Genomic DNA, 24,274 nt, shown 5'->3' with positions numbered 1-24,274 from the left:
GCGTAGGAGCGAACTTGTTCGCGAAGATAGTAGTTCAGGTGACGCATTTTCGCCGAATATACTGGCCCTTTCGCGAACAAGTTCGCTCCTACGACCTACGGTCAGAATCAAAAGCGGGCTTATGTATAACGCTGAGCCCCGCGTGGGAATGCAGCTCTGGACGCTCTGCGTCCGCCCCTGACCGCGCAACACGGCCTGGATGCAGGCACGCCTACTCGGCAATCAACCAGTCCATCTTCCAGCCGCCCTGGGTCTGGCCCAGTTTCTGGGCGAGGTACGGCATCAGCTCGCGCAGTTCTTCTTCCAGACCCCATGGCGGATTGGCGATAGCCAGGCCTGAACCGTTGAGGCTGGCCGGTGTGTCCAGCGGGTGGACGAACAATTCAACGCGCAACAGCTTAGGCGCGCCGGTTTCCGCCAGGTCCTGATAGAAGCGGCGCAGCAGGCGGGTATCCTTGATCGGGTACCAGATCGCCGCCACTGTCTGACGCATGCGCCCGATGGTTTCCTTGAGCGCCACCGCGCAACGCTTCATTTCATCGAGTTGCTCGAACGGCGGGTCGATGAGCATCACAGCACGCTTTTCCGCCACGGGCAGCAAGGCGCGCGGGACATGCCAGCCTTCCCCAAGATGCACCGCCACGCGGCGGTCGCCCTTCATGTTCTCCTTGAGCAGACGCCCGTCTTCGGGGTGCTTCTCGTTGAGCAGCACCCGCTCGCGCTCGCGGGTCAGGCGGCGAGCCAGTTCCGGCGAACCGGGGTAGTAGCGCAGCTCGCCATCCGGGTTCATGTCGTGCAGCACTTGCAGATAGTCAGACGCCAGCGCTGGCAGGTCCGTGGCGTTCCACAGACGGCCGATACCTTCCAGCCATTCTCCGGTGCGCGAGGCCTGATCGCCTTTGAGGTCGTACAGGCCGAGCCCGGCGTGGGTGTCAAGGTAGGCGAACGGCTGCTCCTTGCGCGCCATGAGGGCGATCAGGCGAGTCAGGGTCAGGTGTTTGAAGACGTCGGCGTGGTTGCCGGCGTGGTAGGCGTGACGGTAATTCATGGCAGCTCCTGGCAAGCTGCGCAGTTTAGCAAACCTGAGCAATGAACAAGAATTTGTAACGAATTTGCGGGACTCGTCTCTTTCACTTGAAGGAAATTTCCGAGAAACTCCCGGCCCCTTGTGCCTGCCTGTTTCGATCTCTACTCTGCGCCTGTCGCTGCATATTCAGCGGTGAGGATTAGTAGCCCTCGTTATCCAGGCGCATTGCGCCACCTTGTGCAGGTGCCCTTTCACGGCCTGCGCTTTTATGGTGGTCGTGCGTGGGGCATCTTTGGATGCACCGGGGTTCCTGGACCGGGCTACTACCTGCGCATGATCACCACCCTCGATTAGTAGCCGACGGTGATGGTCTTCTAAAACTCCAGGAGATACATCACATGCTGAAAATCGTCCCCGATCCGCCCCTCTTCACCGCCAACCCCAACGTCAGCCATGAAGACGCCCTCATGCATGCCAGCGACCTGCTGCGCTGCGCTGCCACCAGCGCCTGTGAATTCAGCGACAGCATGACCGGCACCCAGCGCGACATGACGCTGTCGATCATGCACCTGGTGGAAATGGCCAAGGTCATGGTCGACAGAACCATAGACAACCTGCAAACCGAATGACTGCATGAACTGAAAACGACGCGCTTGTAGCCAATCCTGCCACTCTCGACAGGCAGGGGTTGCCCGCAGACGGTTGTCCTTCCAGAATCGGAACAAGCCCGATCAAAGGAACAGACGTCATGATGCACGCGGATTTGATTGACCAGGAAGACCTGCTCGGCCAGCTCAGAGCCCTGGGCTTCGAAGCACTCGGCGGCGCAACCGCTGAACAAGCCTGCGCAAACGCCGTCTGCGGCCTCAACGCCGAACGCGCGACCGCCTTGCGACGCCTGGTAGAACAACTCCTCACCGGCAGCGCCACCCTCCTCCCCGCCGTGCGCCAGGCCATCGACCAGCAACTGCTGCCCGCGCTGGCGGCTTATAAGCAGAGTCAGAGTGGATCTTAGCCGGTAGGCGCCCTCAAGAACGTCTATCGTACCCATGCTCCGCGTGGGTATGCCGTTCGTGACGCTCTGCGTCACAGGGTTTCAGGCGTGCTCAATACTCAATCCGCACATCGCCCTTCGGTACGCTGCAGCAGGACAGGATGTACCCCTCTGCAACATCCTCGTCGGTGATGCCGCCGTTGTGCTCCATCTCGACTTCACCGCTCAGCTTCATGACCTTGCAGGTCCCGCAGATGCCCATGCCGCAGGCTTTGGGGATCATCAGGCCGAGTTTTGCGGCGGCGGCATGCACGGTTTCGCCCGGTCCCACGCGGATGCTCTTGCCGGTGTCGGTGAACTCCACCTGATGCAGATCGGCGATGTCGACGTCGGGCGCGTCGGCAGCGATTTCGGCCTGCTCAACGGCATCGGCCCTGGCTTCTGGCGGTGTCGCACCAAACGATTCTTCATGGTACTGCGCCATGTTGAAGCCGTTTTCCTGCAGCAGTCGCTTGACCGCAGTCATGTACGGCGTCGGCCCGCAGCAGAACACCTCGCGCTCCATGAAGTCGGGCGCCATCAGCTCGAGCATTTTCTGGTTCAGGTAGCCGCGATAACCGGCCCATGGCTCGCCCAGCCCGTGTTTTTCACAGACCAGGTGCAAACTGAAATTGTCGATCCGCGAGGCCATGTGCTCCAGCTCGCGGTGGTAGATGATGTCTTTCGGTGAACGCGCACTGTGTACGAAAACCATGTCGACATTGGCGTTGGTGTCGTAGAACCAGCGCGCCATGGACATCACCGGCGTGATACCGACACCGCCGCTGAGGTAGAGAATCTTCGGGTTCGGGAAATCGATGGCGTTGAACAGCCCGACCGGCCCGTGTACCGCCAGCTCCTGCCCTTCAATCAGCGTGTCATGCAGGTAATTGGAAACCCTGCCGCCCGGCACGCGTTTGACGGTGATCGAAAAACTGTACGGCACCGATGGCGAACTGGAGATGGTGTAGGAGCGCATGATCGGCAGGCCGTCGATCTCCAGCTCCAGGGTCACGAACTGGCCCGGCTTGAAGAAGAACATGATCGGCTGGTCGGCCATGAAGCAGAACGTGCGCACGTCCCAGGTTTCCTGGATGACTTTGACGACACGTACCAAGTGACGCCCGTTGGCCCATGTCTGGGTCGTGACCGGGCTCAGGAAACTTTGGGACATACTCGATCTCCACGGCCGACTGTCGGCCTCTCATGCTGCGGATTCTGCGTAACGCCCGAGGCGGCCATTTATCTATCAACGACATTCACGTACTTACCGCGACCAGCCCCGTCCAACAAGGCCTGTCGCGTCGGGAACGGATGCGGCCATGTCGCCCATGGATAAGGTTCACAGCGCGCCCGGCTCCACACTCGCCACCAAGGGTCATAAGCATGATCGACTGATCTATCCTCATGCTTGAAACGCGATCACACCCGTATCAGCCACATTCGCAGGCCGCCCATGCCGCGGTCATGAGGGATTCAATCGATGGACGTCACCGCAACCTTGAGCCTGGGCGATCCGCTGGAACCTGCACGCAAGGCCACTGCCGAGATGCTGCAGAATCGCGAGCGCACGTACTCGCTGCCGCAGCCCTTCTACAGTGATGAGCGACTGTTTGAAATCGACATGCAGGAAATCTTTCACAAAGAGTGGCTGATTGCCGGGATGACGTGCGAAATCCCGACCAAGGGCAATTACCTGACGCTGCAGATCGGCAAGAACCCGATCCTGGTCGTGCGCGGCCCGGACGGCGCCGTCAACGCGTTCCACAACGTATGCCGCCATCGCGGCTCGCGCCTGTGCACGGCCGAAAAAGGCAAAGTCGCCAAGCTGGTTTGCCACTATCACCAGTGGACGTATGAGCTGGACGGTCGCCTGCTGTATGCGGGCACTGAAATGGGCGACGACTTCGACATGAAGCAGTTTGGCCTCAAGCCGGTCCACGTCAAGACCGCGGGCGGCTACATTTTCATCAGCCTGGCAGAGAACCCGCCTGCCATCGACGAGTTCCTGTCGACGCTGCGCCATTACATGGAACCCTATGACATGGAAAACACCAAGGTGGCGGTGCAAACCACCTTGATGGAAAAGGCCAACTGGAAGCTGGTGCTGGAAAACAACCGCGAGTGCTACCACTGCAGTGGCTCGCACCCGGAATTGCTCAAGACGCTGCTGGAATGGGACGACGTCACCGATCCCCGCGCCGATCAGACCTTCAAGGATCATGTGGCCGCGTCCGCCGCTGCCTGGGACGCAGAGAAAATTCCCTACGCCCACGCCAGCTTCGGCCTGCGCAACCGTATCGTGCGCATGCCACTGCTCAAAGGCACAGTGTCGATGACCATGGACGGCAAGGTCGGCTGCAAGAAACTGATGGGCCGCATCCAGAACCCTGACCTGGGCTCCATGCGCATTCTGCATTTGCCGCATTCCTGGAACCACTGCATGGGCGATCACATCATCGTCTTCACGGTGTGGCCGATCAGCGCACAGGAAACCATGGTCTCCACCAAATGGATTGTCCACAAGGATGCGGTCGAAGGCGTGGATTACGACGTCGAGCGTATGCGCCAGGTCTGGGACGCTACCAATGATCAGGACCGTCGTCTGGCCGAGGAAAACCAGCGCGGCATCAACTCCAGCGCCTATCAACCCGGCCCTTACTCGAAAACCTATGAGTTCGGTGTGGTCAACTTCGTCGACTGGTACAGCTCGCGCATGCTCGAAAACCTCGGCGCAGAGCCTGCACCGTATTTGAAAGGCGTAGCGGTCAATCACGAGTAGCGTCTACCCCGCCAACGCGATCCTCAAGGGCTGACTCACTTCATTCTGGAAGCGAGTCAGCCCGAGCCACGCCGACACAAAAGCCCTCCCGCCGATACCGTCATTTCTGACAGTTACGTGAAAAAAACTTTCGTGATCAACTCTCGTTGAAGTCAATCCAACGGACGGAGACACGAATCATGCTCAACCCAAAAATCATCAATCAATATAAAAACAAGAAGGTCGACGCCGCATCGACCATGACGGATATATCAGGGAAAAATATCCTCATGGGTTTCTGGCATAACTGGCCCTCCGAATCAGGTCAGGGTTACCAGCAAGGTATGTTCGAGGAAATGGCGCTGACCGAGATCGACAAAGCCTATAACGTCATCGCAGTGGCCTTCATGAAAGGCGCCGGCATACCGACCTTCAAGCCTTATAACATGAGTGATGAACAGTTCCGTGCGCAAGTGGCAGAACTCAATGCCCAAGGCCGTGCGGTGCTGATCTCGCTGGGCGGGGCCGATGCACATATTGAGCTGCATGCCGGTCAGGAAGAAGCGCTGGCGTACGAGATTATTCGGCTGGTCGAAGTCTATGGCTTTGACGGGCTGGACATTGATCTCGAACAGGCTGCCATCACTTTTGCCGATAACCGCACCGTATTACCCGCCGCACTGAGAATGGTCCGCGAACATTACGAGACCGAAGGCCAGCACTTCATTATCAGCATGGCCCCGGAATTTCCCTACCTGCGATCGGCTACCCGCGATACACCGCTGTTGAAGGAAATCACCACCCAGTTTCCGTTTCTGAAAGAATTCGTCGCCTTTCTGACGTCCTTCAAAAGTGGCGGCGCGTACCTCGCGTATATCGAAGCGCTTGAGGACCTCTATGACTTTATCGCGCCTCAATACTATAACCAGGGGGCCGACGGTATATGGGTCGATGAGGCCAGTCTGTGGGTGGCGCAAAACGATGATGCCCACAAGAAGGAATTTCTCTATTACCTGACCGACAGCTTGATCCACGGCACGCGTGGCTTTACCAAAATCCCGGCAAACAGGCTTGCGATCGGCTTGCCCACCAATAATGACGCCGCCGCAACAGGGTATGTGATCAATCCGGCCGACGTGACATACGCCCTGGACAGACTGCGGGACGAAGGCAACCCGATTCGCGGCCTGATGACCTGGTCGGTCAACTGGGACAATGGCAAGCCCAAGGTTGGCGACGCCTATGACTGGGAGTTTGCCAAACGCTACGGTTATCTCACCGGCGGCGAAACGCCCGTACCTGAGACGCCTTCAGTGCCCACTGACCTCAGGTCAACCGGACAAACCCCGGATTCGGTGAAGCTCGTCTGGTCGCTGTCGGTAGGCCAGAACCCGGTACTGCGCTATGAGCTGCGCCGCGACAACAGCGTATCGCTATTTGCGGACAGTCCTTCGTATGAAGACACCGGCCTTCAGCCCGGTACCACGTACAGTTATCAGGTACGTGCCATCGATGTCATGAACAACACCTCGGCATTCTCTCCAGCGATCAGCGTGAGTACCCAGGCAGGAAGCGGCGGTGGGGAGAAACCGACACCACCGTTCTTGAGCCGGACAGGCGTCACCGATACAAGTGTATCGCTGGAATGGACACAGTCCAGCAGCGAAGCTGGACTCCTCGAGTATCAAATTGCACGGGATCGCTGGCCTTTTATGAAGGTCCCTGCTGACCAACCGCGCGTCTATACCGATGAGAACCTCACAGCGGGCAGAACGTATACCTACTTCGTTGTCGCAAAAGATATACAGGGTCAGTGGTCGGAGATCAGCAACGAGGTGGAAGTCAAAACCGAGTCGGAACCCTATAGACCTTCATTGCCTGTCGACTTCAGGTCAACCGGGCGGACCACCACGTCGATAACGCTGGACTGGAGTGTTTCGACGGATGCCAGCGGTCCATTCAAGTATGAGCTCTTCCGGGATAAGCTCTCGTTGGGTAGCGACGCAACCCCTCCCTTCACCGACGGGGGTCTTTCGCACAGCAACCTTTATGGTTATCAGATCATAGCCACTGACAGCCAAGGGATCAGTTCCGAACTGTCTGAAGAAATCCTCGAAACGACAAAAACCGAGGCATCACCTGATCGACCTACGCCACCCGGCAACTTGCGTCAGACAGGCGCAACGACTACCAGTGTTTCGTTGGCCTGGGACAAGTCTGACAGTGTTCCAGGCATCAAATTTTACTCTGTATATAGAATTGGCGCGGCCAGGGTGCCTGTCGGACCAGAAATACTCGCGTGCACCCTTGAAGGTTTGACCCCTGGCACGGTGTATCAGTTTATCGTCGGCGCGTACGACACTGAGGACGCACTATCCGGCCCAAGCAACGTTGTGCAGGCCTCGACCAGCGCCGCATTGCCTGAATGGAAAACAGATACTGACTACGTGAAGGGGGATAAGGTGATGCATGATGGTGCCTCTTACATCTGCCTCAATACTCACACCTCACAAATAGACTGGTACCCAGGCGGTGCGCCGACACTATGGGCGCCCTGGACGCAGCAAGCAGCCGGCAGAGGTTTCCGCGACTGGCCGAAAGAATGGCAGTGAACCGCACGCGTACCTGCCCTGGCTCATAAACAGACGGTGACGATGTAATCACTGAACGACTTATCCACAGCGCCCAAAAAGCGTTTATGGGTAAGTCGTTTTTTCATCGGTCCGGAAATAGCCCTTACAACAACGGCTTACCGTGGAACACCTCATTCACACAGCCTGTATGTTTTTTAACCAAAGCTCTGTAGCACCTGGTTTCATTGGGCTACAGACGAGCACGAACACCTTATCTACAGAAGCGCCAACAGACTTTGGGTACAACTTTATCCAGGTCACCCATCCGCTGTGGACAATGTCTGAAATGGCTGAAAAAACCTCCCTTTCCAGAAGATTTCACGAGCAACATACCGCCCTGATCATTTTTTGAACAACAGCTCAAGACCCTCTGAATATAAGGCCTGCAGGCAACCACGAACAAGTTGTCCACAGTCACACCAACAGAGATTGTGGGCAAAATGAGTGACTGACAGATAGCGCCTGAAGGCTTATCCACAAAAAGCTCAATGGAAATAACCACTTAGATTGATCAATTTTTGATCGCTACGTCACAAGCCACGTGCCACAAGAGCTTCAGCGGTTAACGAACACTTTATCCACAGGCACACGCACAGGGATTGTGTGTAAGTCCGTCCCGGCGAGCTGCCACGTCAACCTATCAGGTTTGCGAGTACCTCGACGCGCGCCATGCGCATAGGCTTTTTTCAGCGCTCTTCGATTAATCAAAGACGCGATTCCGAGCCACTGTGAATGGACGCACCGGTGTCATGAAAAAATATCAAAGGACTGTATTGTCAGTGGCGTTCATCACAGGCCTGCTATTGGCCTGGCTCGTCAGTGCTGCGCCAGACGCCCCCTCTTCCATAGCATCACCCGCGGTGTCAGCTGCGCAGGTGCCGGGCGTCCGCGAGGAAGTGAATGCGGGCACGTTCGAACAACCACGACTGGCCGGAGAACCCGCTTTCGAGGGAGCCGTGTTCTCCGCCCACACGGGCCAGTCCGTCGCGTTCTACATCGCAGCCTTCGACAGCCAGCCTGATCAGCTCGATCCTGCCCTTCCCGACACACCACATTCGACGCAATTCTGGACCTATGCAGGCCAGCATTCAGGTCTGGGACCTGACCTTAAGCCGTTCGACGAGCCGACCCGCGAGGGCGCGCTGCACCTGGCGATGATCGAAGGCAAAAGCGCCTTGCTGAGCTCGAAAATCAGCGGAGTGCCCGGTCCGCAAACGCCTTATCCGGCGACAGCGCAGAGCAACGATTTCTGGGACTTCATCGGATTCTTCGATAAACCCGGCACGCCTCAAGCGATGAAGACTGATCAGGACCTGGTCTGGCCAGGCGTCTTCGTCTATTTCGAACAGAGCAAAACCGTTTATCTTGCGCAGCACACCGGACGCCCAGGCGTCGATGGATGGCCTGCACCCGGCACAGAGCAAGGCGCAGGGTACTGGAAGCTGGCGGGGACCGTGTCAAACATTCCGGCCGCCCTCCCCAAGCCCTGGACCGACATGAGCGTGTCGAAGGGCTCTTATTATCGCAGCCCGCTGAGCCCGCTACGCAGTCACTACTACGCCTCCACATTTATCGGGTTTGCGCCCCTTCTGAATGCAGAATTCCCAGGCGGCCCGCAGAGCAATCAGTACTGGGATTATCGTGGTGTACACGAAGGCTCGTACACAGACCAGAAGGCCTTCGGAGAAAACACGGCACTCGAAAAACTGCATCGAGCCAAAATGCAGGGCAAATGGGTGTCGTTCGCGACCCACTTCTCAGGGGCGGTTGAACAGCCTTACCCGACGTCGCCCACCAATACCACTTATTGGGGCGTGCGCAGCATCACCCAGAATGCCGGAACCTGGTGGGACCCCAGGACTGATCTGGACACCGAAACGTGGGTTGGCGCTATCCATTCAGCCCCGCAGGGCCAGGGAAAAGCGCTGTACCGTGCGCTGAAACCCTGGGCCGCGCCGCCAACCGGATGGGATTACAGCCAGACCGACGAGTTTCAGTTATTGGGGGTCTCGCTCCATGCAGGAACAGTAGCCGACCCCAAGACCCAACAAGAATTTACCTGGCCCGGCGCAGTGCATGAAACGCTGATCGACCACAACCCGGTCTATTTCGTCTCGCTGGCAGAAGGCTTGCCCTCCGAGCATGACTGGCCGCTGCCAGCCACACCAGAAAGCAACGAGCACTGGTCATATATTCCGGTGATACAACCGCTGGGCACTTTCGGAGCCCCGAGGCACTTCGATGACTACAGCCAGGCAGGTTCGGTCTACGTCGATGGCACTGTTCCGGGCAAGCGCACGTTCTTTGTTTCCAATTACGAGGGCTATCCCGCCAACGATCTCGACAGCTTCTCGACGGTGGGTATCGTCGATCCTTATTGGGTCTACGCAGGCCGGCATGCAGGCACATGGCGTGACTTCAAGCCTTTCGATGACATCACCCGGATCGGCGCACTGCATGAAGCCTCGATCAAGGGTCAGCGTGCAGTGCTGCGCTCACTGTTCGACGGCACGCCCTCTGCAGCGACGCCTTACCCAGGTGATCTTGCCAGTAACGCCCACTGGGAGTTCGTCACGGTGTTCAAACATGCTGGTACGGCAGACGACCTAAAAGGCCGTGATGAGGCCACATGGCCGGGCGCACTGCACCTGGATGAGAATCAACACTTGATTTTTGCAGCCCGGCAGCAGGCTCAACCGGTCGCAGGCGGGTGGATTTATCCGGTGGGCGAAACAAGCGATGATCAATGGAGCTACGTGTCCTCACTCAACGGCGGCAGCGCCGACACGCCACGCGAACGTAACGACATCAACACCCCCGGCGCAATCTTTGCCGACCAGCTTGGCCTGACCCGTCAAAAACTCTTTCGCACCAGGTTTTCCGGATTTGCCCAGGATGTAGGGGCGGTATATCCCTCAGGCGAAGAATCCAACGACTTCTATGAGTACGCCGGAGAACACGCAGGCACTTTCTCGGACCCCAAACCCTTCACCGATCCTACCTGGCCGGATGCGGTACACGTGGCCAACATCAATGGCCAACGGGCGTTTCTCAAATCGAAGATGACCGGAAAGCCCTCTTCGCAAACACCTTATCCCGAAGAGCCGGCAAGCACAGACTTCTGGGAGTTCATGTTTACCTCTGATCAGGCTGGCACTTACGCCGATCCCAAAACATTGAGCGGCCAGACCTGGGTTGGCGCTATTCACGAGTACAGCTCATCAGGCAGGAGCCAGCTTTACATCGCTCAGCAGTCGGGAAGCCCGATCGCCGACAATTGGCCTCTGCCGACTGCGGGCGACACACAGTATTGGAAAGTGATGGGCCTGGTGCGACACAAAGGCACTTTTGCCGATCCGAAAGGCTTCGATGAAATGACCAGCCAGGGGCTGATTCACGCCACGACCATTGAAGGCCAACACGTCTATTACCGCGCCCTCGCACGCGGCGTACCCCAGGCCAATGACTGGAGTTACCCCGCGCCCGGGACTGACAACGAGTACTGGGAGTCTCTGGGCGCGAACGTACCAGAAGGCACCTGGGCCGATCCGAAAGGCTCCTCCGGCTTTACCTCGCCCGGAAGAATTCATGCGGTGCAAGCCAGAGACCGTACGCTGTACCTGCTTTCCAAAGTCGATGGACTGCTTGCCGAAAACAACTGGCCGATTCCGCAAGACGGAGACAATGATTACTGGACGGTGGTCGGGGAATCCAGGCATTCGGGCGAGATTATCGATCCGAAGGATCAGCAGGAAGTGACTTGGACCGGCGCCATCCACATGAGGCAAGACGGAAACACCAGACGCTATTACAGCTCGAAAATTGTGGGCAACCTGGCAGTCATCGGCGCCGAACACCCCTTGCCTGTGACGGAAACCGACAATGCCTGGTGGACCTTCATAGGCCGGACTGCCCATGAAGGCACACAGAGCGACCCGGTACAGTCGGGTGAGGTGATCAGACCTGGAGACACCGTCAAGGTTATCCGCACAGCAGACGAATATTATCAAGCTCGTTTTGCCGGGATTTTCAACGCTGAACGCGCACTGCCTGACTCGCAGCAAGACAATGAAGACTGGTCGTATATCGGCAAAAGTGAGTTTGCAGGCACCTTGCAATCGCCCAAGGATGCTTACGAAATCACCTGGCCTGGCGCGATTCACCGCTTTGAAGTCGATGGAAAGGCTTACTTCGCAAGATCTCTCATTGACGGCGCGCCCGGCCAGGAAGGGTGGCACTACCCGACACCGCCTGACAGTAACGGGCAATGGTCTTATCTGGACATGGGCATTCACGCCGGCAGCTGGCTCGATCCGAAACCTGAATCCGATGCAACCTGGCCAGGCGCACTGCATGTGGTGAAGCGCCCCACCGGCATTGGCGAAAGCTTTACGCGATCGTTCTACAGATCGAAAATCTGGGGGCATGTCATGGATGATGAAGAGGGCTACGGGAACGAAAACAACTTCGAACACGTTGGCTACTCGATTTATCAAGGCACGCTGAACAGTCCCAAGTATTTCGACCAGCCCACCTGGGCGGGCGCCATCCATCAGGACCGGGAAACGAAGTTTCTGTTCGAGGCCAAAAAATCCGGCGAAATGGGTGTGGAGGTAGGCGAGCGGCCAATGACGCCGACGGATAACGAGTCCTGGCACTTCGTGGGCATCAGCAAGCACTTAGGCCTCCTGAGCGATCCCAAAGAGTGGGACGAATATACCTGGCCCGGCCGGCTGCACCGCTATGAGCATGGTGGCAAAACACTCTATTTCCGTGCACAGATGACAGGGACACCTTCAGACCATGGCTGGTACTACCCGACAGATGAAAGCAGCACCGAGCAGTGGGCCTATTACGGCACGACGTCGCATGCAGGCACTTTTGCCGAACCTCATGGACCTGATGAAGTCACCTGGAGGGGAGCGATTCATCGCGTAGAAAAAAACGGTATACGCTTCTATTTCAAAGCGAGGTTCGCCGGAATACCCAACCAGCAGAACTGGACCTACCCCACAGACGCCACGAGCAATGCCTATTACCTGTATGCAGCAACCGAAAGACACGCCGGTACTATCAGCGATCCCAAGGATGAGAAGGAGCCCGTCATACCGGGCGACTATGTAAAAACAACCCGAGTGGACGGTGATCATTATTTCATCGCGAAAAACAGCGGTGTTCCCTCTTTAAACCAATGGCCATTCCCCGCCAACCGAGGAGACACCGAAAACTGGATTTTCTATGGCATTTCGAGAAACGCGGGCACACTCAATGACCCCAAGGAATGGGACGAAGTCAGCTGGCGCGGTGCCGTTCATGTGCGTGAAGTCAGCGGGATGCGTTTATTGTTTAGCGTGAACTCCGACAAGGAAGGCATTCCAGAACAGGATAAATGGACTTCGCCACCCAGTGAGCCCCTCGATGCAGACGAAGAAAAGAAGCCTCCGGCTCCCGTCGAAAAGTCACCCGCCTGGAAATTTCTTCAGGTGACGCATCTCAACGGAACCAGCAGCGAGCCCAAAGGGATATCTGACTGGACGCAGGCCGGACTCTTACATGAGAAAGACATCGATTATCAGCCGATGCTGTTCAGGTCGAAATTTACAGGAAAAAAAGACTACCCCAAGAATCAGCCCGTAAAAGGCGACCCTGTTGCAGACGAGAGTTCTACATGGTGGGAGTTCTTCCGCAAGGGACGGGGGACCTTCGAGGTACCCAATACCTGGAACGACTACGCCTACGCGGATGATATCTACAGTTACGACTACAACGGCGAACGGTTGTTATTCCGCGCTGAAAAAGAAGGTCGCCCAGCCGACTATGGCCGGTACTTTCCAACCTCGGAATACAGCACGGCAGACTGGACATACCTCTACAAAAATGAGGGTAGTCCTGCCCATCCCAAAACGTGGAATGAGTTTACCCGCGTGGGGGAGGTTCATCGCTACGATCAAAATGGCCAAACGTGGTTCTTCAAGGCCTTGCAGGAAGGCAGTCCTGCACGGCACAACTGGTACTACCCTGTTGGTGAGACGAATAACGGTTTCTGGACCTATGCCGGGCATCATGCAGGGACATGGCAGGATCCGAAGGAATGGGACGAGCCTACTTACCCAGGCGCTATTCACGCTCTGAATAACATTACCTTTTACCGTTCGAAATTTTCCGGCAACGCGGCCGCGCATTTCTGGTATTACCCAACCTCCGGAACAGAAAACGCCTACTGGGTCATTGTCAACAAGGATGCCTATGCAGCACCGGGCATCAATGACTTTACCAAGACATTCGATAAGTACACATGGGCTACGGGGCACAATGCTTATCTGAACGACCTTACCCCGCAACTGGAGCGCGGTATGAGAGGGTTCATGCTGGATATCCACAGGGATTATGCTGGCAGAATTCGAGTATGCCACGCTGTATTCTCCGATAGGTGTTCGTCAAGTAACCCGTTGCTAAGCGACTTACTCAAAGAGTTTTTAGCCTATTTGAAGAAAGACCGAAACGCCGTCATTTCCCTGCTGTTCGAATCGACATTGACCTCAGACGAGCTGCGCCCGGTGCTGGAACGAGTCCCTGAAATAGCCGACTACAGTCATGTGTCCGATCACGTCAGTTGGCCAACCCTCCAGGAAATGATCAGCACGAATAAGCGCCTCGTCATGTTTTCGCAGGGAGAAGTGGCCAAGGTATATCTACTGAACGGCAAGAAGGCCGAGGTTCTTTGGGCCCCGAACACGCATGTCGAGAACACCTTTGACCTGGGCAACACAGCAGCGAGCCATGACTGGCGATGCGTGAGCCGCTTCGGTTCGATGGCCCTTTCGCTACGTACGGTTGACGGGAAATTACCGCGGACCTTTGTCCTCAATCAATTCCATTCCTTTGGCAGTAGCGCGGCTCATGCAGGGGACATGGATAACAACCTGACGCTGTTGCAGCGCCGAGTGGAGCACTATTGCGGCGAACCGACCGGTTGGCGCAACCCCAACTATCTCGCCGTTGATTTCAACCAGGTGGGCGACACGCGCCCCTATGCTGCAGCGCTGTCTCAAGGCGGTCTTTATTTCTACGAACGCAACTATGCCGATCGTGGAGGGGACACCTCCTGCGTATTGCCGGCTAATCAGAGCGGCGGCAACAGCGGCGTTCAATATGACATAAGGCTGCCATCGAACGGGTGTGAAAAGGATGAGGTCAGGTCCATGGAACTGGAGGGCGTCCGCGCAGGCACGCGTATCGAACTGTACGACAACCCCAACGGTGACCGGCAGGATGACTTCACGATCATAGACGTCAAACAATCGGTCCCCATGGGCAAAAGGGTGCGAATCGATTCATTCGAGGGCACGACCGATACGTTCTATTACCGTAAGCTCGCCTCTCGCAATAACGGGCTCGACGGTAAGGTGTCACGCATAAAAGTGCTTAACAAGCCAGACGATAACGACATCAGTGACGCAAGCATTGTGTTCTACGAAGCCAATGGGGCAACACAGAATATTGTCTGCACGGTCCCCTTCAACATCGACAGGCAATTCAAGATGGGCAGTGGCAATAACAGCTATGGCTGCGACAACGATGAAATACGCTCGGCGAAAATACTCAAGGCCGGCAAGGGATCGGTATTCTCGGTGACTGGCAGTCCAGAAGGTGGTTTTAGCGAAGGCCGTACAGGCGTAACGTTCAAACGAGCCATTTTGTTACCCATCACGATTTCGAGTTTCAACCGCAGCTACGAAAACGCGGATGTCAAAGTTGAAGTCAGCAACGGCGGTGGGCTGGACGGGAAAATTTCCTATGCCTACTTCCGGCCCGCCTCCCAACAGAAAGGCGAACCGCCCGTCGAAGAGGCCAGCACAGGACCCTAGCCTTACTTGACGACGCCCTCATCGATCAACAGCTTCAGAATCGCGGCTGCGCCCTCTTCAGGGCGCAGCCCCTTAAGCACCTGGCCCCCGCCGCCACTGGCCTTGGCAGTGGCGGCTTTCATGCGATCAGCGCCGCTCTTGGCCTTGATCACTTTCAGGCGTTTGGGCCGCGGCCTGGCTGGCTGCAGCGCTTGGGCGGTCAATAACTCATCCGCAACGACCTGAACCATTTCGGTGTCCAGCGTGCCACGCTGTGCAGGCCCGAACGCGCTCTGCCGGGGTTTGGGAGCTGCGTTATCCACAGTGGCCAGAAACGGCAGACGAACCTTCAGCCGACGACGCTGACCGCGAGGCAGAGCCTGCAACACCAGCGCGGTGCCGTTGTTCAGCGATTCGACTTCAGCCAGACCGGTCACCAGTGGCCAGCCCAGCCTCTCGGCCAACAAAAAGGGCAGCATGCCCGACCCTTCACCGGTTTCAGCCTGACTGCCGGCCAACACCACCTGTGCGGCAGAATCGCGGAGGTAGTCAGTCAACGCAACCAGCGCATCGGCGCCCTCGGGTTGCTCCAGCACATGCAGCTCGTTGAGCCCCATGCCAAGGTAAGCACGCAGCGCCGGTTCTTCGGCATTGCCGGCGTGCAGCACCTGCAAGTTATCCCCAGCCAGTTGCAAGCCAAGCTCGACGGCCCGCGCATCCTGTTCGGCGCGGCGCGCACGACCTGATGTCGGGTGCGCGCCGATGGACACCAGGCTGATGATCTGCACCGCATCCTTATCCACAGACACTTCAGGCTGCATCGCGCTTACCTCCGCTGCGCCAGGCTTCGACTGCGGCGATCAGCGCCGTGAGCACTTCGGCGCTCTCGCCGATAACCGATAGATCAGCGCGCTTGACCATGTCGCACCCCGCATCCAGATTGATCGCAATGACCTTGTCACAGGCGCCGATGCCCTGCAGATGCTGGATGGCTCCGGAAATACCGACGGCAACATACACCCTTGCGGTCACCCAGGTGCCACTCGCGCCGACCTGCCGCTCGCGGCCCATGAAACCATCGTCCACCGCCACCCGCGACGCCCCTTCGGTGGCCCCGAGTGCCGAAGCGGCCTGATGAAACAGGTCCCAGTCCCTGACGCCATTGCCGCCAGACAGAATGAATTCGGCTTCAGCCATGGGGATAACCCGGGGATCGACGGCTACAGCCCCCAGGTCTTCGATACGCGGCAGGCTGCGCGCCACGCCTGTGGACAACTCGACCGGTAATACCTCGTGACGGGTTTCGCTGACCGGTTCGGCGCACTCCACAGCGGCCAGAATCAAGCGCGCCAGAGGCCGGACCAGGTCTTCGCGCCCCGCTCCTGCCCGACTTGTGCACAGCTGGTCCTTGACCTGCCAGACCCGCGTTGCAGGTCGCTCGCCGATGCTGGCGGCAAAACGTCTACCCAGTTCGCCACCGCCGCTGCGGCTGTCCGGCAATAGCCAGTGGCGCGGGTTGAACTGGTTATCCACAGCCCGCAAACCCTGCACGCGCTGTTCCGGTGAGTAACCGTCGAACCCGGCACCGTCGATAAGCAACAGCCGATCCACGCCCGCAGTGTCGAATGCAGCTTCCTTGTGCTCGCCGAACACCACCGCCAGCACGGCACCGTCGGCCCCCGCCAACTGACGCGCCAGCCCCAGCAAGTCACGGTCGTGGCTGCTCAGGCGGCCGCCGACCATATCGGGCACCACCGTGATATAGAACGCTGGCTCGGCCACCGTATGCAGCGGCAACTGCACGTCGGCAGCAACCGAACGCTTGACCGCGCCGCCCTGCTGAGCGCCGCTGCGGTCAATACGCTTGATACCGTTGGGGCCGATAAACCCCTGACCATGCACGTTTTTGCGCATCAGGCCATTCGGCCCCATCCAGCTGCTCTGCGCAGGTTGCATGGCCGCGTGCAACGGATGCAGTCGATTGCGGGCGATCCACTCGGCGCGTGGATCACGGCGGATAATGTCGCTCATCAGAGCACCTCCGCAGGTTCGCGTTTGGCAGACGCTGGCGTGTTGGGGATAACGTCCTCAATCAGCGCATCGGCCACCAGTTCGGCAATGTCCTTGATCATGGGTCGCGGTTCGACAACGCCTTCGAGCATGGCCGTGCACTGTGGACAACCTACCGCGACCACTTCGGCAGCCGTTTCACGGATGTCGTCCATACGCATGTCAGGAATCCGCTGTCTGCCGGGAATGTCAGTGATCGGCGCGCCACCGCCGCCACCGCAGCAGCGGGAACGGAAGCCCGAGCGCTGCATTTCCCTGATCTCGATCCCCAGCGCACGCAGCACTTCACGCGGCGCCTCGTATTCGCCGTTGTAACGGCCCAGGTAACACGGATCGTGATAGGTCACGCTGGCGCCTTTGTGCTGGCCCAGCGTCAGGGCGCCGTTGCGTACCAGCTCGGCCATGAAGGTGCTGTGATGCTGCACCGGGTAGTCACCGCCAAAAGCGCCATATTCGTTTTTCAGCACATGAAAGCTGTGCGGGTCGCAGGTCACGATGCGTTGGAAACTGTACTGGGACAGGGTCTGAATGTTGCGTCGGGCGAGCGTCTGGAAGGTCGCTTCATCACCCAAACGTCGCGCCACATCGCCGCTGTCGCGTTCTTCGAGGCCCAGCACGGCGAAATCCACACCGGCCGCCTTGAGGACTTTGACGAACGCGCGCAGGGTACGCTGGTTACGCATATCGAACGCGCCATCACCCACCCAGAACAGCACATCCACGGTTTTTTTCTCGCTGAGCAGCGTCAGGTTCAGATCCGCCGCCCAGTTCATTCGCCCGCCCGGCGCAAACCCGCCGGGGTTGTCGGTGGCGATCAGGTTGTCCAGCACTTCGGCGCCCTTGTTCGGCGTAGCGCCCTTTTCGAGGGTCAGGTGGCGGCGCATATCGACGATGGCATCGACGTGCTCGATCATCATCGGGCACTCTTCGACGCAGGCCCGGCATGTGGTGCAGGACCACAGCGTTTCGGCATCCACCAGCCCGTTGACGATGGGCTGATGCGGATTACCGCCATGCTCGCCCAGCGGCTTGCCTTTGCCGTCCAGCGACGGATACGGACTGCCCGCAAATTTTGCGTCAGTGCCACCGGCAAGGCCGACCACCATGTCCTGAATCAGCTTTTTGGGGTTGAGTGGCTGGCCTGCCGCAAACGCCGGGCAGGCCGCTTCGCACTTGCCGCACTGCACGCAGGCGTCGAAGCCCAGCAGTTGATTCCAGGTGAAGTCCTGAGGTTTCTCCACGCCCAGCGGTGCGGTTCGATCGTTCAGGTCCAGCGGTTTCAGGCCCGTGGAACGTCCGCCACCAAAACGCTCGGCCCGGCGATGCCAGGCCAGGTGCAGCGCACCGGCGAAGGCGTGCTTCATCGGCCCGCCCCAGGTCATGCCCAGAAACAGTTCGCTCACACCCCACAGCACGCCCAGCCCGAGAACGACCACCAGCACCCAGCCGCCGAAGTGCTCGGGAAGAATGCCCGCCACCGGCAGGGTGACCAGAAAAAAGCTCGCGGAAAACGCCATGAGGCTTTTCGGCAGGCGCATCCACGGCCCTTTCGACAGACGCGCAGGCGGGTTGAGACGACGAAGATAGACAAACACCGCACCGACAAACATCACCGCCGTCATCAACAGCAGCGCATAGCCAAGCAGGCGATTATGCAGACCGAAACCGTGCACCAGAATCGCCAGCACAATCGAGGCCACCGCGCCGCCCGCGGTGGCCACGTGGGTGTTGGCGATGTATTTGTCACGCGCGACCACATGATGCAGATCGACCATGTAACGCTTGGGCATGGCCAGCAGCCCACCCAGCCAATCGACTTTCGAGGACCGGCCGTTGCGCCACAGGGTTACCCGCCGCCAGGCGCCCAGCGCCGCAAGGGCCAAGGCGCTGAACAGCAGGATCGGAAGAAGGGTGTCTAGCATCACGTTGACCTCAGGTGCGAGCTGCAAGCGTCAAGCTACAAGCTTCAAGAAAAAAGCACGGGGCAAACGCTTTTACTTGCCGCTTGCAGCTCACAGCTTGCAGCTGCCTTTAAAAATCCTTGCACAGCCGCAAGCCGTCATAGATCGCCGCGTGGGTATTACGCTGCGCCACGCAATCGCCGATACGAAACAGCAGGTAACCGTCACCCGGCTGGCTCAACGATGGCTGTGGCTGAATGGCGAACAGCGCGTCGATGTCGATCTGGCCCTTGTTGCGCGAACCCTCCTTGAGCGCGTAATAGATCGCTTCGTCCGGACGCACACCGTTTTCCACCACCACCTGATCGACAACCCGCTCTTCCTTGGCCCCGGTGTATTCGTTCTCCAGCACCGCCACCAGCTTGTCGCCCTCGCGATAGACCTTTTCCAGCATCATGTCGCCAGTCATGATCACTTCCTTGGGGTACATGCTGCGGTAGTAGGTCGGGAACGAGGTTCCGCCAATCGCCACGCCCGGCTTGATGTCATCGGTGACGATTTCGACCTGACAGCCCTTGTCGGCCAGGAAGTCGGCCACCGACATGCCGGTGAACTCGCAAATGGTGTCGTAGACCAGCACGTTCTTGCCCGGCGTCACCTTGCCGTCCAGCACATCCCAACTGCTGACCACCAGACCTTCAGCGGCCCCCCAGTGTTCGTTCTGCTCCAGAAACGGATGACCGCCGACCGCCAGCACCACGATGTCCGGGCGCAGGTCGAGAATGGTTGCCGCATCCGCGGCGGTCCCCAGACGCAGGTCGACTTTCAGGCGCGCCAGTTCCAGCTGGAACCAGCGCGTGATGCCGGCGATCTGGTCGCGTTGCGGTGCCTTCGATGCGGTGGTGATCTGCCCGCCGATGAAGTCCTTCTTCTCGAACAGGGTCACGTCATGGCCGCGTTCGGCAGAGACGCGTGCAGCTTCCATCCCGGCAGGACCGGCCCCGACCACCACGACCTTGCGCCTGGGTCCGGTGGATTTCTCGATGATGTGCGGCACGCCCATGTATTCGCGGGACGTCGCGGCGTTCTGGATGCACAGCACATCCAGCCCTTGATACTGGCGATCGATGCAGTAGTTGGCGCCGACGCACTGTTTGATCTGATCGATCTGGCCCATCTTGATCTTGGCGATCAGGTGCGGGTCGGCAATGTGCGCGCGGGTCATGCCGACCATGTCGACGTAGCCGCCTTCCAGAATTCGCGTTGCCTGGTTCGGGTCCTTGATGTTCTGCGCGTGCAGCACCGGGGCCTTGACCACTTCCTTGATCCCGGCCGCCAGGTGCAGGAACGGCTCCGGTGGATAACTCATGTTCGGAATGACGTTGGCCAGGGTGTTGTGGGTGTCACACCCCGAGCCCACCACGCCGATGAAGTCGATCATGCCGGTATCGTCGTAATACTTGGCGATCTGTTTCATGTCCTCGTGGCTGAGGCCATCGGGATGAAACTCGTCGCCGCAGATACGCAGCCCCACACAAAAGTCGGGGCCAACTTCCTGGCGCACCGCCTTGATCACCTCCAGACCGAAGCGCATGCGGTTTTCGAAACTGCCGCCCCATTCATCGGTACGCTTGTTGACCCGCGGGCTCCAGAACTGGTCGATCATGTGCTGATGCACCGCCGACAACTCGACGCCGTCCAGACCACCGGCCTTGGCACGCGCCGCAGCGCTGGCGTAATTGCCGATCACCCGCCAGATTTCTTCGGGCTCGATGGTTTTGCAGGTTGCCCGGTGTACCGGCTCGCGGATGCCCGACGGCGACAGCAGGGTCGGCCAGTGATCGCCATCCCAGCGCGAGCGACGGCCCATGTGGGTAATCTGGATCATGATCTTGGCGCCATGCTTGTGCATGGCGTCGGCGAGGTTCTGGAAGTGCGGGATGATCCTGTCGGTTGCCAGGTTGACCGACTTCCACCAGCTTTGCGGGCTGTCGATGGCCACGCTTGAAGAGCCGCCACAAATGGCCAGACCGATGCCGCCCTTGGCTTTCTCCTCGTAGTACTTCACGTAACGATCCGTGGTCATGCCGCCATCGGTGGCGTAGACCTCGGCGTGCGCAGTGCTCAGCACGCGATTGCGGATGGTGAGTTTGCCGATCTGGATCGGCTGGAACATCGCTTCGAAAGCCATAACCCGATCCTCGATTTACAGCGGCTTGACGACGAACAGACCGTCGTCATGACCTTCTTCGGAACCACCGTAAACCTGCTCGGCAACCGTGCGCACAGCGCTGCCGCTGGCAGCGAGGATCTGATCCATGGCCCCGGCGAACCAGCCGGTGAACATGTAATCGACCTTGCGCCCGACCTTGCCGTAGACGTACACGAAACAGGAGTGCTCCAGCTTCACACTGGCAGTGCCTTTCTCGACGTCGATGTCCTGGATCTTGAACAGGCCCCAGCCACGCTGCGACAGGCGCTTCATGTAGTGCTCGAACACCGCAACGCCTTCCAGGCCATGGCATTCGGCTTCTTTTTCGCACCAGTGCCAGGCGGATTTGTAACCCGCCTTGTAGAGGATGTCGGCGTAGGCATCGGCGCCCAGCACTTCTTCGATGCCCATGTGGTTATTGACGAAAAAGTGCCGGGGCACGTAGAGCATCGGCAACGCATCGGAGGTCCAGACGCCGGTTTCGCTGTCGACTTCGATGGGCAGTTGCGGGGCGATTTTAGCCATGGCGGTCAAACTCCAGATGATTCGGGCTACACCCACCGCTCGAAGGGCCGTGGGGGTTCAATTCGATAAGGTATGGCGGGCGGGTTACTCGCCCCAGACGTCGGCCAGAACGTTGACCCAGTTCTCGCCCATGATCTTGCGCACCACGCGTTCGGAGTGACCGCGCTTGAGCAACGTTTCAGTCAGATTGGGAAACTCCCCCACGGTGCGGATGCCCAGCGGGTTGATGATCTTGCCGAAGTTGGTCAGGCGGCGGGCGTAGCCCTTGTCGTGGGTCAGGTACTCGAAAAATTCCTGGCCGTGACCCTGGGTAAAGTCAGTACCAATGCCGATGGCGTCTTCGCCGACGATGTTCATCACGTATTCGATGGCTTCGGCGTAATCGTCGATGGTCGACTCGATGCCCTTGGCCAGGAACGGCGCGAACATGGTCACGCCGACAAAACCGCCGTGCTCGGCGATGAACTTCAACTCGGCGTCGGACTTGTTGCGCGGGTGTTCCTTGAGGCCGGACGGCAGGCAGTGGGAATAGCAGACCGGCTTTTTCGATTCGAGAATGACTTCTTCCGAGGTTTTCGAGCCGACGTGGGACAGGTCGCACATCACCCCGACGCGGTTCATTTCAGCGACGATCTCACGACCGAAACCCGACAGCCCGCCGTCGCGCTCGTAGCAGCCCGTGCCCACCAGATTCTGGGTGTTGTAGCACATCTGCACGATGCCCACGCCGAGCTTCTTGAAGATCTCGACGTAGCCGATCTGGTCTTCATAGGCGTGCGCGTTCTGGAAGCCGAACAGGATACCGGTCTTGCCCAGTTCCTTGGCCTTGCGGATGTCGGCAGTGGTATGAACGGGCATAACCAGATCGCTGTTTTCGCGCATCAGTTTCTGGCTGGTGCAGATGCTGTTGATGGTCGCCTGAAAGCCCTCCCACACCGACACGGTGCAGTTGGCCATGGTCAGGCCGCCCTTGCGCATGTCTTCAAACAGCTCGCGGTTCCATTTGGCGATGATCAGCCCGTCAATAACGATGCTGTCGGCGTGCAATTCGGCTGGGCTCATCAGGCTGTCCCCTTTTTTGATTCCGGTGCGCCGAATCGGCTGTCGGCGCTAATGGGGTCAGCATATGCCGGAGGGTCAGGGGAACCGGGTGCAAAAACGACAGGGGGTTTGCCGAAAGCGTCAAGATGCGACAAAGGGGGACGGCGAGTCGTCGTGCGATGTCGTAAACCTGTTCAATGTCTCGCGCTTGAGACAGAATCGAGCCTATCAATGGATCGGAGCGACTCGATGAAAACGTTTTTGCTGACCCTGGCCCTTATGACGACGGCTGTAACAGGCGTACACGCCGCTCAGAATCCGGACGCGTCGCCCTGCGACGGTGTCGAGGACGACAAGCAGACCCTGGAATGCTCGGCCTACAGCCGCACCACTGCCGAACAGTTGCTCAAGGAGAACTTCGACAACCTGCTTAAGCGCGTTCAGTCGCAGTTCGTTGCCAACAAGACGCAGTTCAACGACTTTACCAGCAAACTCAAGACTGCCCAGCAAGCCTGGGAAAAGCTGCGTGATGCTGACTGCGCGGTTGAAGTCTTCCCTTCTGCAGCTGGCAGCAAGGCCTTCACCATCAGCGAAAACGACTGCATTGCGCGCATGAGTGACGAGCGTTCGGAGTATCTGGAGTCGATAGCTCAGGAATAACGTCTACGATGAGATAACCTGCCTCTTTATATGAACGAGCTCATCAGGTTTTCTCATGATTATTTGCGGTGTAGAAATCAAAGGCAGCGAAGCCATCTTCGCCCTCGCCACTCGACGTAATGGCGACATCGAGCACCTGCCGCTCGCCACGAAGAAGCTTGCACTGGAGGACGATGACGAGGCCGCCAACGTCAAAGCCTTCTCCACGCAACTTGCCGGTTTCGTGCGTGAAAACGGCATCAGCCATGTGGTTATCAAGAAGCGCAGCAAGAAAGGCGAATTCGCTGGCGGCCCGACCACTTTCAAGATCGAAACCATCTTTCAACTGATGTCCGATTGCAACGTGGTGCTGATCTCACCGCAGACCGTCAATGCGCAGAACAAGAAACACACCTTCGCCCTGCCCGACACCCTGAACAAGTATCAGCACGAAGCGTACAAGGCGGCATGTGCGGGAGTGATGAAGAGCGTTTAAGCCTTTCGAGAGAGGACGCAGAGCGTCCAGAACGGCATGCGACGCAGAGCGTCGCACGATAGCGGGGATTATCGTTCCTCACGCTCTGG

The 24,274-nt window shown here is 58.4% G+C and carries 15 protein-coding genes; 7 read left to right on the top strand and 8 right to left on the bottom strand.

The genetic code is table 11. From position 1 onward, the window contains the following. Positions 1-211: 211 nt before the first annotated feature. The gene (locus tag GE543_RS24765; RefSeq protein WP_003393665.1) at positions 212-1,048 is read right to left on the bottom strand and encodes a 23S rRNA (adenine(2030)-N(6))-methyltransferase RlmJ; all 837 of its coding nucleotides are present in this window, start codon (positions 1,046-1,048) and stop codon (positions 212-214) included. Positions 1,049-1,425: 377 nt separating this feature from the next. Between GE543_RS24765 and GE543_RS24755 the strand changes: the two genes are divergently transcribed. After that, on the top strand, positions 1,426-1,656 hold the full coding sequence (locus GE543_RS24755) for a DUF6124 family protein (protein ID WP_010430134.1): 231 nt from the start codon (positions 1,426-1,428) through the stop codon (positions 1,654-1,656). Positions 1,657-1,775: 119 nt separating this feature from the next. Then, on the top strand, positions 1,776-2,042 hold the full coding sequence (locus GE543_RS24750; RefSeq protein WP_103690103.1) for a hypothetical protein: 267 nt from the start codon (positions 1,776-1,778) through the stop codon (positions 2,040-2,042). A gap of 91 nt (positions 2,043-2,133) precedes the next feature. Here the strand turns inward: GE543_RS24750 and gbcB are convergent, their stop codons facing one another. After that, complete coding sequence (gene gbcB, locus GE543_RS24745) at positions 2,134-3,234, bottom strand: glycine-betaine demethylase subunit GbcB (RefSeq protein WP_153222586.1); 1,101 nt, start codon at positions 3,232-3,234, stop codon at positions 2,134-2,136. A 309-nt stretch (positions 3,235-3,543) separates the two neighbouring features. Between gbcB and gbcA the strand changes: the two genes are divergently transcribed. From gbcA to GE543_RS24730, 3 genes are all read left to right on the top strand, one after another. Then, the gene (gene gbcA, locus GE543_RS24740) at positions 3,544-4,842 is read left to right on the top strand and encodes a glycine-betaine demethylase subunit GbcA (protein ID WP_003393670.1); all 1,299 of its coding nucleotides are present in this window, start codon (positions 3,544-3,546) and stop codon (positions 4,840-4,842) included. Positions 4,843-5,021: 179 nt separating this feature from the next. Then, positions 5,022-7,433, top strand: a complete 2,412-nt coding sequence (locus GE543_RS24735) for a fibronectin type III domain-containing protein (protein WP_153222585.1) — start codon at positions 5,022-5,024, stop codon at positions 7,431-7,433. Positions 7,434-8,203: 770 nt separating this feature from the next. After that, complete coding sequence (locus GE543_RS24730; protein WP_153222584.1) at positions 8,204-15,322, top strand: PI-PLC X phosphodiestherase-like domain protein; 7,119 nt, start codon at positions 8,204-8,206, stop codon at positions 15,320-15,322. Positions 15,323-15,324: 2 nt separating this feature from the next. Here the strand turns inward: GE543_RS24730 and GE543_RS24725 are convergent, their stop codons facing one another. From GE543_RS24725 to GE543_RS24700, 6 genes are all read right to left on the bottom strand, one after another. Then, positions 15,325-16,122 (bottom strand): electron transfer flavoprotein subunit beta, encoded by a 798-nt coding sequence (locus GE543_RS24725; RefSeq protein WP_153222583.1) that lies wholly within the window; start codon positions 16,120-16,122, stop codon positions 15,325-15,327. Next, on the bottom strand, positions 16,112-17,332 hold the full coding sequence (locus GE543_RS24720) for an electron transfer flavoprotein subunit alpha/FixB family protein (protein WP_153222582.1): 1,221 nt from the start codon (positions 17,330-17,332) through the stop codon (positions 16,112-16,114). Before GE543_RS24720 ends, GE543_RS24725 begins: the two co-directional genes overlap by 11 nt. Continuing rightward, the gene (gene dgcB, locus GE543_RS24715; RefSeq protein WP_153222581.1) at positions 17,332-19,293 is read right to left on the bottom strand and encodes a dimethylglycine demethylation protein DgcB; all 1,962 of its coding nucleotides are present in this window, start codon (positions 19,291-19,293) and stop codon (positions 17,332-17,334) included. The genes GE543_RS24720 and dgcB overlap by 1 nt, the downstream gene beginning before the upstream one ends. Before the next feature lie 109 nt (positions 19,294-19,402). Beyond that, positions 19,403-21,463: a dimethylglycine demethylation protein DgcA gene (gene dgcA, locus GE543_RS24710; RefSeq protein WP_153222580.1), complete on the bottom strand. Its 2,061-nt coding sequence runs from the start codon at positions 21,461-21,463 to the stop codon at positions 19,403-19,405. 15 nt (positions 21,464-21,478) lie between these two features. Continuing rightward, complete coding sequence (locus tag GE543_RS24705) at positions 21,479-22,009, bottom strand: DUF5943 domain-containing protein (protein WP_046235515.1); 531 nt, start codon at positions 22,007-22,009, stop codon at positions 21,479-21,481. An 84-nt stretch (positions 22,010-22,093) separates the two neighbouring features. After that, positions 22,094-23,071 carry a dipeptidase gene (locus GE543_RS24700; protein WP_153222579.1) on the bottom strand — a complete coding sequence of 326 codons (978 nt, stop codon included), beginning with the start codon at positions 23,069-23,071 and terminating at the stop codon, positions 22,094-22,096. A 228-nt stretch (positions 23,072-23,299) separates the two neighbouring features. On the opposite strand from GE543_RS24700, the gene GE543_RS24695 reads away from it, so the two are divergent. Together GE543_RS24695 and GE543_RS24690 are read left to right on the top strand one after the other, a co-directional pair. Next, complete coding sequence (locus GE543_RS24695) at positions 23,300-23,710, top strand: lysozyme inhibitor LprI family protein (protein WP_003405168.1); 411 nt, start codon at positions 23,300-23,302, stop codon at positions 23,708-23,710. Positions 23,711-23,765: 55 nt separating this feature from the next. Beyond that, positions 23,766-24,185, top strand: a complete 420-nt coding sequence (locus tag GE543_RS24690; RefSeq protein ID WP_003411995.1) for a DUF3010 family protein — start codon at positions 23,766-23,768, stop codon at positions 24,183-24,185. Positions 24,186-24,274 lie beyond the last annotated feature (89 nt).

The sequence above is a fragment of the Pseudomonas sp. SZ57 genome, assembly GCF_009495975.1.
Lineage (GTDB): Bacteria > Pseudomonadota > Gammaproteobacteria > Pseudomonadales > Pseudomonadaceae > Aquipseudomonas > Aquipseudomonas syringae.
The sequence above is the reverse complement of the archived record's forward strand: the minus strand, read 5'-3'. Positions and strand labels throughout refer to the sequence as shown.

Coding starts and splice junctions, on each gene's coding strand:
- GE543_RS24765 (WP_003393665.1), bottom strand. CDS start 1,048: ATGAATTACCGTCACGCCTACCACGCCGGCAACCACGCCGACGTCTTC.
- GE543_RS24755 (WP_010430134.1), top strand. CDS start 1,426: ATGCTGAAAATCGTCCCCGATCCGCCCCTCTTCACCGCCAACCCCAAC.
- GE543_RS24750 (WP_103690103.1), top strand. CDS start 1,776: ATGATGCACGCGGATTTGATTGACCAGGAAGACCTGCTCGGCCAGCTC.
- gbcB (WP_153222586.1), bottom strand. CDS start 3,234: ATGTCCCAAAGTTTCCTGAGCCCGGTCACGACCCAGACATGGGCCAAC.
- gbcA (WP_003393670.1), top strand. CDS start 3,544: ATGGACGTCACCGCAACCTTGAGCCTGGGCGATCCGCTGGAACCTGCA.
- GE543_RS24735 (WP_153222585.1), top strand. CDS start 5,022: ATGCTCAACCCAAAAATCATCAATCAATATAAAAACAAGAAGGTCGAC.
- GE543_RS24730 (WP_153222584.1), top strand. CDS start 8,204: ATGAAAAAATATCAAAGGACTGTATTGTCAGTGGCGTTCATCACAGGC.
- GE543_RS24725 (WP_153222583.1), bottom strand. CDS start 16,122: ATGCAGCCTGAAGTGTCTGTGGATAAGGATGCGGTGCAGATCATCAGC.
- GE543_RS24720 (WP_153222582.1), bottom strand. CDS start 17,332: ATGAGCGACATTATCCGCCGTGATCCACGCGCCGAGTGGATCGCCCGC.
- dgcB (WP_153222581.1), bottom strand. CDS start 19,293: ATGCTAGACACCCTTCTTCCGATCCTGCTGTTCAGCGCCTTGGCCCTT.
- dgcA (WP_153222580.1), bottom strand. CDS start 21,463: ATGGCTTTCGAAGCGATGTTCCAGCCGATCCAGATCGGCAAACTCACC.
- GE543_RS24705 (WP_046235515.1), bottom strand. CDS start 22,009: ATGGCTAAAATCGCCCCGCAACTGCCCATCGAAGTCGACAGCGAAACC.
- GE543_RS24700 (WP_153222579.1), bottom strand. CDS start 23,071: ATGAGCCCAGCCGAATTGCACGCCGACAGCATCGTTATTGACGGGCTG.
- GE543_RS24695 (WP_003405168.1), top strand. CDS start 23,300: ATGAAAACGTTTTTGCTGACCCTGGCCCTTATGACGACGGCTGTAACA.
- GE543_RS24690 (WP_003411995.1), top strand. CDS start 23,766: ATGATTATTTGCGGTGTAGAAATCAAAGGCAGCGAAGCCATCTTCGCC.